Annotated in this window: 10 protein-coding genes; 5 read left to right on the top strand and 5 right to left on the bottom strand. The window is 47.3% G+C overall.

Annotated features, from left to right (window positions below; genetic code table 11):
* The first annotated feature begins 65 nt into the window (after positions 1–65).
* Both ACJJIW_RS09170 and pstS read left to right on the top strand, forming a co-directional pair.
* Entirely contained in the window at positions 66–1,988 is a 1,923-nt protein-coding gene (locus tag ACJJIW_RS09170; protein WP_444937163.1) for a PhoX family protein, read from the top strand.
* Positions 1,989–2,099: 111 nt separating this feature from the next.
* Positions 2,100–3,182 carry a phosphate ABC transporter substrate-binding protein PstS gene (gene pstS / locus ACJJIW_RS09165; protein WP_444937162.1) on the top strand — a complete coding sequence of 361 codons (1,083 nt, stop codon included), beginning with the start codon at positions 2,100–2,102 and terminating at the stop codon, positions 3,180–3,182.
* A gap of 1 nt (position 3,183) precedes the next feature.
* Here pstS and ACJJIW_RS09160 read toward each other — a convergent pair whose 3' ends face one another.
* Positions 3,184–5,046: a diguanylate cyclase gene (locus tag ACJJIW_RS09160; RefSeq protein ID WP_444937161.1), complete on the bottom strand. Its 1,863-nt coding sequence runs from the start codon at positions 5,044–5,046 to the stop codon at positions 3,184–3,186.
* A 928-nt stretch (positions 5,047–5,974) separates the two neighbouring features.
* On the opposite strand from ACJJIW_RS09160, the gene ACJJIW_RS09155 reads away from it, so the two are divergent.
* Positions 5,975–6,334, top strand: coding sequence for a putative quinol monooxygenase (locus tag ACJJIW_RS09155; protein ID WP_444911587.1), 360 nt, complete (start codon positions 5,975–5,977; stop codon positions 6,332–6,334).
* 395 nt (positions 6,335–6,729) lie between these two features.
* On the opposite strand, the gene ACJJIW_RS09150 is transcribed toward ACJJIW_RS09155, so the two are convergent.
* Both ACJJIW_RS09150 and ACJJIW_RS09145 read right to left on the bottom strand, forming a co-directional pair.
* Entirely contained in the window at positions 6,730–7,464 is a 735-nt protein-coding gene (locus tag ACJJIW_RS09150) for a sulfite exporter TauE/SafE family protein (protein WP_444937160.1), read from the bottom strand.
* A gap of 149 nt (positions 7,465–7,613) precedes the next feature.
* Positions 7,614–8,222 carry a MarC family protein gene (locus tag ACJJIW_RS09145; protein WP_282931144.1) on the bottom strand — a complete coding sequence of 203 codons (609 nt, stop codon included), beginning with the start codon at positions 8,220–8,222 and terminating at the stop codon, positions 7,614–7,616.
* Positions 8,223–8,378: 156 nt separating this feature from the next.
* Between ACJJIW_RS09145 and aceK the strand changes: the two genes are divergently transcribed.
* Both aceK and ACJJIW_RS09135 read left to right on the top strand, forming a co-directional pair.
* Positions 8,379–10,133: a bifunctional isocitrate dehydrogenase kinase/phosphatase gene (aceK, locus tag ACJJIW_RS09140; RefSeq protein WP_282931143.1), complete on the top strand. Its 1,755-nt coding sequence runs from the start codon at positions 8,379–8,381 to the stop codon at positions 10,131–10,133.
* A gap of 56 nt (positions 10,134–10,189) precedes the next feature.
* Entirely contained in the window at positions 10,190–10,699 is a 510-nt protein-coding gene (locus ACJJIW_RS09135; RefSeq protein WP_444937159.1) for a hypothetical protein, read from the top strand.
* A gap of 127 nt (positions 10,700–10,826) precedes the next feature.
* On the opposite strand, the gene ppk1 (ACJJIW_RS09130) is transcribed toward ACJJIW_RS09135, so the two are convergent.
* Positions 10,827–12,878, bottom strand: a complete 2,052-nt coding sequence (gene ppk1 / locus ACJJIW_RS09130) for a polyphosphate kinase 1 (RefSeq protein WP_444937158.1) — start codon at positions 12,876–12,878, stop codon at positions 10,827–10,829.
* Between the two features lie 359 nt (positions 12,879–13,237).
* Complete coding sequence (gene ppk1, locus ACJJIW_RS09125) at positions 13,238–15,286, bottom strand: polyphosphate kinase 1 (protein WP_444937157.1); 2,049 nt, start codon at positions 15,284–15,286, stop codon at positions 13,238–13,240.
* Positions 15,287–15,512 lie beyond the last annotated feature (226 nt).

The raw sequence follows: 15,512 nt of genomic DNA, 5'->3' as shown, positions 1-15,512 counted from the left end.
AAAAGAACCATCAAGGCAATTAACAGTAAAAAGCGTCATATACTGAAGCCAAATATGGAGCAGTCATGAACGATAGCCCCAAAAACCCAGCACGCAGATCTCTATTTAAAGTCCTGGGTGGTGTAACCGCCACCGGTGCTGTAAGCAGCTTACTACCCGGCTGTAGTGAAAATGAAAAGCCCACACACAACTCCCTCACCTTTAAAGAAATCCCCCATAGACTGGATTACCAACACCATCTACCAGAGGGTTATAAATCCACGGTTCTATTGAGGTGGGGAGATCCCTTAAATAGAGAGGGAACACCTTTTCAGCCTGAAGAACTTAGCGCCAGCGGCCAGGAACAGCGATTCGGTTACAACAACGATTTTATTGCTTTTATGCCCTTGGCAGTGGGGACCAGTTCTACCCAGGGGTACCTGCATATACAAAGCAAAAATAGTGATCGCGGGCTTTTATGTGTCAACCACGAATACACCCAGCCCCATCTAATGTTCCCCGGTTATAACGACGAATACAGTGCCACCCGAGGAGTGAGTGCCGAGCATGTGGCCATTGAACAGGCCGCCTGCGGACACTCCATCGTGGAAATTCGAAGAAGTAAACAGGGCTGGAAAGTAGTGGCTGACAGTCCCTATAACCGGCGGATAACTTCTACGACGCCAATGAAAATCACTGGCCCGGCCGCAGGCGACGAACGTTTGAAGACCCGCCAAGACCCCAGTGGAACCCAGGTCCTCGGCACCATAGGCAACTGTGCAGGAGGGAAAACTCCATGGGGAACTGTATTAATTGCCGAAGAGGGGTTTGGCGGCGCTTTTCAGGGAGACCCAAAAAAGCTCGAAGATTCCCGGGAGATCGAAAACCATCAACTTTTTGGTATAAGACCAGAAAATCGCAACTGGGGTGACCACGACCGCCGATTTGATATTCAGGTAGAACCCCATGAGCCCAATCGATTCGGTTGGATGGTGGAGTTTGACCCCTATAACCCCCAATCAAAACCGCGCAAGCTGACCAGTTTGGGGCGTTTTGAGCACGAAGGCTTTACCCTGGTCTGTAAACCGGGGCAACCGATCGTTGCTTACGGTGGCGATGATGATGAACATCAATTTGTCTATCGCTATGTATCCCAAGATAACTATCAGCCCAAAGATCCCGATGCAAACCGAAAGCTACTCGTTAATGGCACACTCTATGCCGCACGCTTTGCCGATGATGGCGGTGGCGAATGGCTGCCACTGATATATGGCCAGGGCCCACTGACCGCAGAGAATGGTTTTCGCAATCAAGCAGATGTAATGATTGATGCGCGCCGCGCAGCCGCGCTACTGGGAGCCACGCCGATGGATCGGCCGGAGGACGTGGAGACTAACCCCCACAATGATTGCACCTATGTAATGCTGACCAAAAACAAGAAGCGCAGCGATACCGATGCCGCCAACCCCCGCGCCCGCAATACTGCCGGCCATGTATTGGAAATAGCGCCCCCCGGGGAGAAGGGAGACCGCGACCACACCAGCGCCCAATTTCAGTGGCAGCAATTTCTACTTGGTGGAAACCCCAATGCTGAAGACCCTGCTGAAAGGGGCGCCTATGGACAACAGTCCCCTTACGATATCTCTGAGCACGGCTGGTTTGCCAATCCCGATAACGTCGCTTTCGATCCCAGGGGCAATATGTGGATTGCTACCGATGGCTGTGAGCGCTTTGGCTTCCACGATGGACTTTGGGCAATGGCTACTGAGGGGCCTTTGCGGGCGGCACCCAAGCATTTCTTTGGCTGCCCGCAAGGGGCTGAAGTATGCGGGCCGGAATTTACTCCCGATGGAAAAACCCTGTTTATTGCCGTGCAACACCCGGCCGATTCGCGCAACTCCACTTATGACCAACCCCTGCACCGCTGGCCAGATAATAATCCCCTGTTACCACCTCGGCCATCAGTACTGGCCATTTACCGTGAGGACGACCAAATAGTCGGTAGCTAGGCAATGGATATGACAAACCAGGGACCCTGCTAAAATTTTAATCTAAAGCAGTTTTTGGCCTCTCACCCCGCCTATAGGCAGGTTGTCGGAGGCCTATAAGCCGAGGTCCCTATGATATCGAGGTGTGCAACCCTTATACGCCGCCTTACCGCTGTGCTGGCAATCGCCAGTTTTATCCTTGCCGCCACACCGGGAACTGCCCAGGTACCAGAAAATCCTGTAAATCTCCGCGGCAGCGGCGCCAGTTTCCCCTACCCAATCTATGTGGAGTGGTTTCGGCAGTTTACCCATCGGGAAAACAACATATTTATTTTCTACGAGATGAGCAGTAGCGGTGACGGCATCAGGGACTTCCTCGGTCATACAGTTGATTTTGCCGCCTCAGATGCCGCTATTGAGATCGATGAGTTACGCAACCTGAAAGGCGGTGGCGTGGTACTACCGGTTACTGCTGGGGAAGTGGTACTGGTATTTAACCTCCCAGGAATCGACAAGCTAAAACTGTCCAGGGAAGCATATGTGGGGATTTTCCTGGGAGAGATCACCCACTGGGATGATCCCAAGATCGCGGCCGCAAACCCCGATATCAAGTTGCCCAGAGATGAGATCACCGTTGTTACCCGTTCTGAAAGTTCGGGGACCTCATATATCTTTTCTGGACATATGAGTAGCGTGAGCCAGGATTTCCGCGAAAAAATTGGTTTGGACAGGACACCCAGTTGGCCAAAGTTGCCCCGATTTAAAAGAGCACCGGGCAATCAAGGCGTCGCTGCTAAGGTTCGCAAGAAAGTTGGGGCCATTGGCTATGTCGAGCACGGGTTTGCCCAACTGGTAAACCTGCCCGTGGCTTTACTGGAAAACCGAGCGGGCAATTATATTGCTGCCGGCCCCAAGAGCGGAGCAGAGGCACTATCAGAGGTTGAGTTTCCAAAAGCATCACTGCCAATTAGTGGTGCTCCCAATCTTATCGCCTGGATCTGGGACCCCAAGGGAGAAACCGCCTATCCCATTACCAGCTTTTCCTGGCTGTTACTCTACGCAGACCAGGATGATCAAAAAGCACAAGCATTGCGGCAAATGCTGGTCTTTATGTTGAGTAACGCATCTCAAAGTCAAGCCGGGACCTTGGGTTTGGTCCCTCTTCCAGAAAACATAAGGCTCAAAGTGTTAAACGCTGTCACTTTTGTGCGCTAACTCACGTAGTTTCAGCGCACTCCACAATACGATTACGGCCAGCTCGTTTAGCCTGATATAACGCAGAGTCCGCCCGCCGCATTAACTCCAGGATGTCTTCCCGCCCCTGCAGGTGGGCTATGCCAATACTTGCGGTAAATTGAGCTTGGCCAACTGCACTTTTAATCACGATTTTAGCAATATCCCGGTGTATACGATTGGCAACCTTCATTGCTCCTTCGACATTGGTACTGAGTACCAGAGCAAATTCCTCCCCACCAATACGCCCGAAGATATCCACATCCCGCACATGTTGGGAGATTACCCTAGCCGTCGCGCAGAGTGCCTGATCACCGATCAAGTGGCCATGAATGTCATTTACAGATTTAAAGTTGTCGATATCCAACATTAATACACACAGTGGCATTTTATTATTAATCAACACTTTTATCAGGTTACTAGCCTCTTCAAAAAAACAGCGACGATTAAAAATACCCGTTAATGGGTCTGTCCGAGCTTCTTCTTCAGCTCTGGCCTTAGCGTACTCCAATTCCTGTGTGCGAAGTTTTACCTGTTGCTCCAGCTCGGTTCTCGAGGCTTCCAGGTGTAGTAGGTACTTCTTTTCTGCAGTCTCTTTTTGTTGCCGTAAACGTTTTACCAGTAATCCAATAGCTATCATTATTGCCAACATCTCAACAAAAGAGGCAACCGGGGGCCAATAATAATTAATTGGATTGTGCACCACATAACCGAGATCCCTCATCGCCTGCACCAAAAGCCCCAACACCAAAACGCCCCAGGCTAAAGCGAAAACGGCCGCCGAGGTGTCCCCCTGTCTCCAACGCACCAATGCGACAACAACAACGCCAGGATAGAAAAATAGAGCGAGTATCATGGAAATGTGCGCCAGAGCTTCCCACTGCAGAACAACGCAAATAATCAGAAATAAACCATTGAGTAAAATTAATTTTAAAAAGTAATCCAGTCTTGGAGTGTACTTTGCCGTTTCAAGAAAGTATCGAGCAAAAAGAATTCCAGTCAGAATCGCCACAGCACTACTAATCGATTGATAGCGCCAATCAAATTGCTCTTGGAGCAAATATTGATGGGTATATCCCAGCAGAGATCCCCACACCCAAATTTTCGTTACGGAATATAACGAGTATAGATACAGGATATTCTTACGCGCAGTAATAGCACCAATCAGCGCAAGAATGGCCATCAAAAAATAACCACCAAAAAGAAATGACGTTAAAATGGCCTCAGCCTTACTCCTCTCTTCAAGTTGTTCAGGTCGCCAAATGCGCATACTGGGAAAGGCAACACCTAAAACTCCAACATCAAATTTAACCATAATTTCCTTTGATGCGAAGGGGGGGATTTTAAGTGGGAAAGCAAAGCGATGATGCTTGATTTCTCGACTGGAAAAAGTCTGATTCGCAGACAGGCTTGCCAGCTCCGTGTAAGGCTGACTGCCGCCCTGAATCCTGGAAAAGGCCGTCAGCCCATCGAGCTGGTTATCCACATATTCAATCGAGACATAAACTGTTTCACTACTGAAATTTTTTAATATGAAGTGAGACCAGAAGGCTCCGGATTTAAGCCCGGTAGATCCGGCAGTTCCCAAGGGAAGAAAAAGTTTATTTTTGTAAGCTCTTTCAGCTTCAATAATGTTTCCAAACCCCGCTGGGTCATGCCAAATTGCATTTAGGCCACTCGGTTTACTTCCTCCATCCAACGAGGTGACATCCACAACCGTATGGGAGTAGCTGGGCATAGAAAGAAGTATGGCAAACATCAGCACTGCACAACAAACCAAACGGTTGTGCCATTTAGGGCCGCCCTTTTGAGTCCACAGTTCAAATTCACCAATTGTTTTTTTCATTCTTACTATGTAGATACGCAACAATTTCCGTCTTCATAAAGACCAAATCAGTCATAATGGATACTGACTTCCAAAGTGAATTGATAATGCTTGTTGTATTTCAGAGAAATAGCTTCCATACAAGAAAGTCATCAATTCATACTTAAATAAAATAGCTATGTATGAATTCTACAAGTCCACACCTGTACAAAAAACACACTAGCAAGGACTTTAAATTATCAGGTACAACTTTTTTCTACTCCCCCTATTTGGCAGTTTCACTCTTCATTTATCAAGCGCTTAAGTAATGTGTTTTATGCCTTTTAGCTTGAAATAAGGGTACACAGGCTGTTACGCCGTCTTACACCTTGGGGCTAAGCCTTAAAGTCTGGTATTAATTAGGAGAGACAAAGAATACAAAATCTTAAATACGCCAAAGAGAAAATTCCTGTTAACGATTACATTTGACTACCCACATCAAATTTAAATATTGTCCCTAGAACGCTAAATTTAGAAATTGTTGCTGATCCGGGGATCTCATCGTTGTTTACCAATCAGTACATACGGAAAATATGCCACTCTTAGATATTAAGGAGCCTCTAAAGAACAGCTGAATACAATTGGGCTTATCTCACAACACAAGCATTGAACCCTCCCTTAGGCCAAACAATGAACCATTAGTCATTCGTGAAGCAGGTTTCTGATATAAGGAGCCCGGTGAATTTCAGTGCAACTGGAGAGCTATCAAATAGCTAGCCTTACCAAACTAGACGCCACGATGTCGTCTACAATATCTAGGAGCATCGCTTGATCTTCCTCCTGAGTAGAGCAGTTACTCCCCCTCTGGTATTTAGCGATAGGTTGCTTATCAGTCAGCATGCTCCCAGGACCTAAAAATTGTTGCTCTACCACTTATGTCAAAGCCTCTTAAACCGTATTGGAGATACTTATGTTTAATAATGTTGGCTGGCTTGTGGAGGCGAAAATAAAGAACGGACAGGAGCAGGCCTTTAGGTCAATTGTTGATGAAATGGTAGAGGTAGTCTCGCAGAAAGAAGCGGGGACATTGAATTACCAGTACTATATTTCTGATAGTGGAGAAATTATTGTATACGAGCATTTCAAGGATGTAAGTGCCGCACATAAACATGTGGATACCTGGGAGAATTATTCAGAGCGCTGGCTCAAGACGGCAGAACCCACTCGCGTCATCTATTTAGGCGATCTTCCCAAGGATCTTCAGGCACGCCATGCAGGCCTAACCCCCCAGCAGTATCACACCTATGCAGGATTCGAACGCAGCCATTAATAAACTGGATATAAAAATTGTACTAAGGAGCCTCTGAATAACTCCGTAATGCCTCTGCGGGTCTTGAAGGCTGCAGATGTTAGGCGCAGCTCGCCGTGAATGGCCGTAAGCCCTTTGCAAGAGCGGCAACGCAGCAGCTGTGGCCTTCAAGGCCCGCCCTTCGGGGCTTGCAGAGCGATTCACACTCCGCGTTGCGACTTCTTGAAAGGTCTAGACATTCCTGCGAAGCCGCGCCTTGATTGAGAACCGCTCTGCATGCCAGAGGTATCACGGAGTTATTCAGAGGCTCCCCAATTCTTATGATGATAGTATTGTAATTAGGGGAGCGAATTTTAATTCTTTGCTTTCCAAAGGGTTAGTTCTAGCAATAAATTATAAATACTATCCCTAAAAATTTAAGCCATGTCATAAAGCGCTTTTATCACTAATACCAAGCCACACAAAAACATTACCAATAGAGTGTATTTCCTAAATTTTTTAAAGCTGACCTGGTGCAATCTCTTTTTAGCGAGGGTTACACCAATAATCCCCCCAAGCCCAGCCGCCACACCATAGAATGCCAACTCTAGGGATACCGCCGAGAATGTAATATAAGTTCCCAGCTTTACAAGCTGCATTAACAGCCCATTAAAGGCCTTAGTGGCTATCAGGGATTCTTTCTCGAGGCCATAATTCAGCAAGAAAGGGTTCTTAAGGGGACCCATTGCCCCAATAAGACCGGAAGCAAAAGCGGTCACCAATCCCAAAGGTAAAAAATAGGGAAGTGACATGGGAAAAGATCTTTCCCTATGGCCAAAGCGATACTGAAGTATCGTGGACATTAAAAAAAGCCCAACCACTATTTGTATCCACTCTGGGGACATCTGTGTATAGGAATATGCACCTAGCAATGCCCCGACTAAGCTTCCCGGGGTAAGCCAGCGTACTACCCGCCAATCAATATAGGACCAAAAAATCAGGGCCCGGTAGGGTGAAGCCAGGCACTTGGCAATGGTTACCGTTGGTGCAACCAGGTGTGGGCCAACGATAAAGCTAATCACTGGAACAAGGAGCAGTGCCCCGCCCCCGGCCGCAAGCGTGCTGATATACCAAATCAAGACGCCAAAAATCAGCAGCAATAGCTCTATCATTTTACCGCTTCAGAAGTCACCAAAATCACAATGAATAAAGTAGAAATTCAGGCTTGGGCGCAATTCCAACACTAACCGGCAATCCAATACTCTCTTCACTAGAAGAAACGCAGCCTTAGCTCAACCAGTACAAAACCAAATGCCAGTAGTTAAATTGAAAAGAACTGCTGAATCCCGACAAGTACATTGGTTGTTGCTACGGAGGCCAGGATCAGCCCCATAACGCGACTTACGATACTGGCCCCGGCATCACCAATAAATCGATATATCCAGTTGGCAGTTAGCAGCAGCAATATCACTATCGCCAATACAGCTATCATGGCAGATGCTGTACTCAGCTGATGAACCACATCAAATCGATGGTTATCTGTGAGTACCACAGCCGCGAGCATGGCTCCGGGTGAGGCAATGGAGGGCACCGCAAGAGGGAAAATCGCTGTCTCATGCCCCTCACGGATGATTTCTATCTCCTGCTCTGGCTTGCTCTCACCAAATATCATGGTTAAGGCAAACAGGAACAGGACGACGCCTCCAGCTACCTGAAATGCAGAAAGGGGCACGCCAATCGCCTCGAGGAAGAATTGCCCTGCGACCAAAAAGAACAACAAGATCCCGGTGGCAACGAGTACTGCCAGCCAGGCTATCCTGCGCTTTTGCCACTCTGCATGTCGTGAAGTGACTGCGATAAACACTGGCAGAGTACCCACCGGGTCAATCACAGCAAAGAAAAAGACAAAGCTACTGATCCAATCGTTCAATTGGGACTCCGACGTGCCGTGCTACTATCCGCTTAATTAGAGCCCCAGGCAGTATGGGCAGGACCGGAGCGAGGTGTGCTTAGGGGGTCCAACGCCGTTATCTACGGTAACTGCTGGCGCAAGCGTAACTTGTAACTTAGAAAAAAAGTCTAGTGCATGACGAATCACTCACCGACCGCCCGACGCATCGCTAAAACCATCCTCAATGGTTTTGACGCCTATTTCGCAGACTATCAGAACATCACTTTGGGCGCCAAGGCCCGTTTTGAAACCGCCTCCTGGCAAGCGGCACATGAGGCCAATAAAGCCCGGATCGATCTTTACAAAACCAAGGTCACCCAAGTGGTGGACCTGGTCCATTCGGTAACCAGCAAGGACACCAGCCAGCTGGAGCTGTGGCGTGATGCCCGCGCCACTTATGCACAGCTGATTGCCAATCACAGCAATTATGAGATCGCCGAGACCTTTTTTAACTCGGTGTTTTGCAGCCAGTTTCACCACACCAACATTCACGACAGCAATATCTTCGTCAAGCCGTCCCGAGCACCGGAAGACAAACCGCTACGGGATTACAGCATCTATATCAGTTACAGCGGCCGCCACGGCCTCGAGTGTATGGTCGAAGATATTCTCAAGGATTTCAGCTTCTCCACGCCCTGGGAGAATATGGAGCGCGACATTGCCCATATCTGCGAATCCCTGCGCAGCGCACCTCTGGCCAATGTGGACAACGAGAAACACTTGCGGGTGGATATGCTGGAGTCGGTTTTCTACCGTAACAAAGCGGCCTATCTGGTGGGGCGCATTATCCTGAACGGCGAAGTTATCCCCATGATCCTGCCCTGCCTAAACAACGGGCGCGGCGGTATTTTTGTCGACACCCTTATCTACAATAACGACTCCGCCAGTATTATTTTCAGTTTTACCCGTTCCTACTTTATGGTGGATGCGCCAATCCCCTCCCGCTTTGTGCGCTTCCTATCCACCATTATGCCGCTCAAGGAGAAGTCTGAGCTTTACAACTCTATCGGCTTCCACAAACACGGTAAGACCGAGTTCTACCGCCATATCCTCGCCCATATGAAGGTCAGTAACGACAAGTTTGTTATTGCACCCGGCATTAAAGGGATGGTGATGAGTGTATTCACATTACCCTCCTACCCGGTGGTATTTAAAGTCATTAAAGACGAGTTCGACCAGCCGAAAACTGTCACCGAAAAGATCGTAAAAGAAAAATACAAGTTCGTATCCCGCTCTGACCGGGTCGGCCGTATGGCTGACACCCAAGAGTATTCTTACTTTATTTTCTACCGCAATCGCTTCAGTGAAGAGCTGATCAAAGAACTGCAGGAAGTGGCACCATCAAAACTGATCATTGATGAGAAGCGGGTCATCATCAAACACCTGTATGTAGAGCGGCGTATGGAACCGCTTAACCTCTACCTGCAACACGCCAATGAAGAGCAAACCAAGGAGGCCATGGAAGAGTATGGCAATGCCATCAAACAGCTGGCAGCCGCAAATATCTTCCCAGGTGACATGTTGCTGAAAAACTTTGGGGTTACCCGTCACGGGCGGGTAGTATTCTACGATTACGATGAACTCTGCCCATTGACGGAATGTAACTTCCGCAAGATTCCCGAAGCTCATACCTCTGAGCAGGAGCTGGCCGACAAGCCCTGGTATACCGTCGCAGAAGCCGACGTCTTCCCGGAAGAATTCCGCTTATTCTTCTCTGGAAATCCCACCGCGCGCGCGGCATTCGAAAAGCTGCACGGCGATTTATACAACTATCGCTTCTGGAAACTCTTACAAGATCGTATTCGCGCCGGACATGTGGAGAGTGCTTTCCCCTATCGACGCAAGTGGCGTTTCCCGCGCCGTTCCCATAACCGTGCACAACAAAAGTAGACGACCAATCTATGACTATATTGGTAGGAGGACTTTTCCAAGGGAGCGGATAATCCGTGCATATTTTTCGCTGGGCTCTAGTTGCCGCAACTGTTTCCCTGCTGACGACCAGCGGTTGCGGCTATTTCCCCAGCGAGATGTCCATCCCCGGCAAGCTCCCTCCAGCAAAACGCCCCCCACCTTACGCACGAATCACAGGAAAACCCCACGTGGTTAGCTGTGCAACCCCCGCCCGGGGGTTTCCAACCCTGTCCTTTGATGAGGTCTTTACTTTTACTGAAAACCCACGCCAACCCTTCGTAGAGTCATACGCCCTCCCCCAACAGTTCGACGTGATTGCCTATGTCTGGGGCGCGGAAAGTTGTACGCCAGCAGCCTTCTGTAACTATGGAGATTATTACCAACTGCTGGGACGCGGACCCAGAGGCGACTTTGCAACTTGGATTTCCACCCCGCAATATCCCCGTATTACAATTCAATCCCCCTGCGGCCAGCGACTGAAGGTGGGCCAGGGCTATCGCTTTTCATTTAGTGATGGACAACTGGTGGGATTTAGCCCCAACTAAAGAAAAGAGTTGCCACTAGTGTGAGTAGACCGTATTTGAAACATAACGTGGATACACTCACTTAAGCCTGTAAAGCTTCTATGCTCCATACACTCTTGAGCCCCACACTGCTTTTCTTCTGTCCTTTTTAGTACCTCTGGGAATGCTTCTTCAAGTAGCGGTAAATAGCGTCCTGGGCCCGACAGCCCCTACTCCCTTCATTAGCCAACCTGGTATTGGTTTGACCGGCATCAATTAAGCGGGCCTTCTGATTATCATGCCACTGTAGTTCCATGATCTTCTTAATGGTTCGGAGGTGTCGAGAATTGGTTACCGGATAAGTGACTTCGATCCGTTGATCCAGACAGCGGTTTTTCAGGTTCGCAGAGGACATCCACATCAGTTCATCGCCACCATTATGAAACACATAAATCCTTGCGTGCTCCAGAAACTTATCCACCAAACTGATCACCTTAATATTGTCGGATAATCCAGGGGTGTCGCATACCAAAGAGCACTCACCGCGAACGAGTAATCGAATATCTACTCCCACAGCGCTCGCCCGATAAAGGTGGGCAATCAGTTTGCTGTCTATCAGGCTGTTGCACTTAAAAAATATGCCAGCTTTACGCCCAGCAAGGGCAGCCTCTATTTCCCGGTTTATGGCCTGCTCAAAGGAACTTCTCAATGAGAAAGGAGAAACGATTATATGCTTGAAAACCTGTTTTGTATTGGGGAATCGCATAAATTCAAACAAGTTATAGATGTCGCGCCCAACTCCCTGATCATTAGTCAATACACTGAAATCACAGTAGACACGGGCAGTACTTTCGTTAAAATTCCCTGTTCCCAACTGGGTATAAAAACGATTCTTTCCCTGCTCACGTCGAACTACAGAAATTAACTTCGCATGAACCTCCATTTCAGGAACGCCGTAAACAACCAATACTCCTGCTTCTATTAATTTACGGGACCAATAAATATTGGCTTTTTCATCAAAACTCGCCCGCAATTCAACAACCGCAATTACTTTTTTATTATTTCTTGCCGCATTAATTAACGCCGCAATTACCCTTGATTTTTTCGCCATTCGATACAAGGTAATACGTATCTCTTTTACCTGCGGGTCAATAGAGGCCGAAGCAAGGAAATTTGTTATTGCCCAAAAATCATGGTACGGATAACAGAACAATCCATCATCGTCTTGCAATTGGTCAAAAATATTTTTACTGGTGGATAAAGCCAAGAGCGGTGCCGGCCTTCTATACCGACAACTTTTGGAGTCCGGGGCAAAGCCCATAAGATCTTTGGAGTTGTGATAACGCCCACCAGGGGTATAACTATCCCTGGACCCCATCTTCAGCTTTTTCTTAATCAGCTCCAACAGTGTATTAGGCATTTCCATGTCGTAAGCAAGACGTACCGGCTCTGCACGCTTACGCTGCTTGAGCGACCGTTCAACACGTTCGAGAATATCCCGGTTGACGTACTCCCCCAGTTCAATATCTGCATCCCGACTTATCTTGAACATATAGGCCTTGGCAGAAAGAATAGGCAGGACATTGCGGAAGACTTCTTCCAGGCACACTCGAATAATATTATCCAGAACGATGTAAACTTTCTCTTTCCTGCCTTGGCGCGATGGAATTTCCAGGAAGCGGGGAAGAATAGCAGTGGGGATTTCCATAACTGCATATCTGCTTGGCTCCCCTTTTAAATTCAAAGTGATAGCGAAATAGATATTATTGTCACTCAGCAATGGCATTGCTGACCTGCCATCGATAAAAAAAGGCTCTAACTCCGGTAAAACCAGGCTATGGAAATAGTTTTTTACAAATCCCAACTGATGGCTATTTAAGCTATCTTCTCGAACAAGATAAATACTATGTTTTTTCAATCCCGATAACACTTTGACATAAGCTTCGGCATAGCGCTTTTCAAGTGTCAAAATACGATCGTTAATAGTTTTCAATAGCTGGGAAAAGTGCTCCCTCTGCCCCACACCAGAATCAATACTCGCCAACCTCCGTACACCAGCCACCTTAATGCGGAAAAACTCATCCATATTCTGGGAGAAAATTCCGAGAAAGTGTACCCGTTCGATAGCCGGGACTTTTTCATCCTCGGCTTCCTGTAGTACTCGCTCATTAAAAGATAGCCAGCTTAATTCGCTGGGAAATAGAGGAATATCATTCAGCATAAATAGAGCACTTCACCAACGCTTCTACTATTGATCACCAAAATCCAAATACCAGCCTCCCCAAATCCGCCCTACTGGTACAGAGCTTAAAATCTGGCTAACTATAAAATAATAGAACAAGGTGACAGCGTATTTTTGGATTCACTCCTTGTGATATCGGTTCTAAAACCAACATTAGAGTTTCTATCTTGGCAGCGGGGTCCATAAATAAAGGAAAGATGCACTCTGTCAAGAGTGAAGCCTACACTGGGTAGAATAATGATGTTAGCAGTACAAATGGTATTTGTGACCCCACAGACAAACTGAAGGGTCACCTTTTAATCTAGGGAAGGTCTACAGCCCATTACTGGCGATCTATACTACTCCGCCTCGCGCTGCTTTAAAAAGCGATAGATGGCATCCTGAGATCGACAACCTTTTCGTCCCTCATTAGCTAACTTGGAATTTGTTTGCTTGGCATCAATCAGCCGCGCCTTCTGATTATCACCCCACTGCAATTCCATAATTTTGCGAACTGTAGCCTGGTGCTCCGGATTCATAAGCGGGAAAGTGACTTCAACTCGCTGATCCAGGTTTCGTTTCATCAGGTCCGCCGAAGACAACCACATCATCTCATCACCACCATTGTGAAAAATATAGATCCGGGCATGCTCCAGGTACTTATCTACCAAACTGATAATACGAATATTATCTGATACGCCCGGAGTTTCACAAACCAATGCACACATCCCACGAACGATAATACGAATTTTTACACCTGCGGCACTGGCACGATACAGCTGCTCAATAATCTGACTATCCACAAGGTTATTACACTTGAAAAATAGCGCCGCTTCCTTCCCTGCCTGGGCGGCATCAATTTCACGATCTATCGCCGCAGTAATCGCATCCCGATAGAAAAATGGTGAAGTGATAATACGTTTAAAAGAAGGGCGCTTACTCGGTGCCTGCATAAACTCAAATACATTGTAAACGTCCCTACCCAGCTCCTGATTATTGGTCAATAAGCTGAAATCGCAATAGACCTTCGCAGTGTTCTCATTAAAGTTACCGGTTCCAAGATGACTGTAGAAACGGTCTTTGCCATCCTCGCGGCGAAGCACAGAAATTAACTTGCAATGTACTTTTAGGTTAGGCATGCCGTACACTACATTCACCCCGGCATCGCTCAACTCATGGGACCAATGGATATTGGCCTTTTCATCAAAGCGCGCCCGCAACTCCACCACCGCAGTCACCTTTTTGTTATTGCGAACCGCATTAACCAGAGCTGCAACTACACGGGAGTTTTTTGCTACCCGGTAGAGATTAATCCGAATTTCTTTAACCTGGGGATCTAGTGCGGCAGATGCCAGGAAATTGACAATCGCATGGAAGTCATAATAGGGATAATAATAAAGCCGGTCCCCTGCGCGCAGCTGTGAAAATACACTTTCATTTTTCGGTAATGCTGGCAGAGGTGTGAGGCGCTTATAGCGTAGTCGGGCGGATTCCCCCGGGAATTTCATCAGATCTTTGGAATTGTGATAACGCCCACCGGGGGTATAGGTATCATAACGCCCCATTTTCAGTTTCTTCTTCACCAGCTCCAGTAGAGCCTCAGGCATATCACCGTCGTATGCCATACGCACCGGATCTGCACGCTTTCTCTTTTTTAGTGAGCGCTCCATTCGATCGAGGATATTCTGGGTTACCTCTTCACTCAGCTCCAGCTCAGCATCGCGACTGATTTTAAAGGTATAGGCGCTGGCTTTAGCGATAGGTACCACATGGCGAAATATTTCTTTAAGACATCCTCGGATAATATTATCGAGAACGATGTAGACCTTCTCCCGCTTTCCCTCCCGTGGAGGAATCTCCACAAAGCGGGGAAGCGTATCCGTAGGAATCTCCATTGCCACATAGCGCTCGGTACCATCATCCAATTCAAGTGCTATCGCAAAATAGATACTGGTTTCATTAATTAATGGCATGGGCTTGCGCCCATCGATAAAGAATGGCTCCAACTCCGGCAGCACTTCCCGGTGAAAGTAACTTTCTACAAACTGGCGCTGGTTATCGCTAAGCGAAGTCTCCCTAACCACATGGATATCATGCTTTGCCAGATCCTTTAATGCTTTGTTATAGGCCTTCGCATAGCGCAACTGTAACCTCAACACTCGATTATTAATCGATTGCAATAGATTACTGTAATATTCCTTCTTTTCTCCGCCAACGGAAAAGGCTGCTAAACGACGTACCGCTGCAACATGCACACGGAAAAACTCATCCAGGTTATTAGAGAAGATTCCCAAAAAATGTACGCGCTCAATAACAGGCACACTTTCATCTTCCACCTCCTGTAAAACACGCTCGTTAAATGAAAGCCAGCTCAATTCTTTGGGAAATAAAGGCACATCGTTAGACATTACAAAACCATGAAAAGCACCCAGTATCTAACGACAGCCTAGAAATCCAGATCATTCCAAAAACAGCTTAAATACGGGGCTAAGGGGTCAACATTAAGTAAATAAATATGCCACTGAAATGCAACTTTGGGCAAGCACCTATAACATTTTAACGACCTAGTATGGCTTCACAATTTTCTGCCACACTAATCCAACACATAAATTGGCACAAACAAATAAAAAACAT

Source organism: Microbulbifer maximicatervae (SeqCode) (assembly GCF_052467815.1).
The sequence above is the reverse complement of the archived record's forward strand: the minus strand, read 5'-3'. Positions and strand labels throughout refer to the sequence as shown.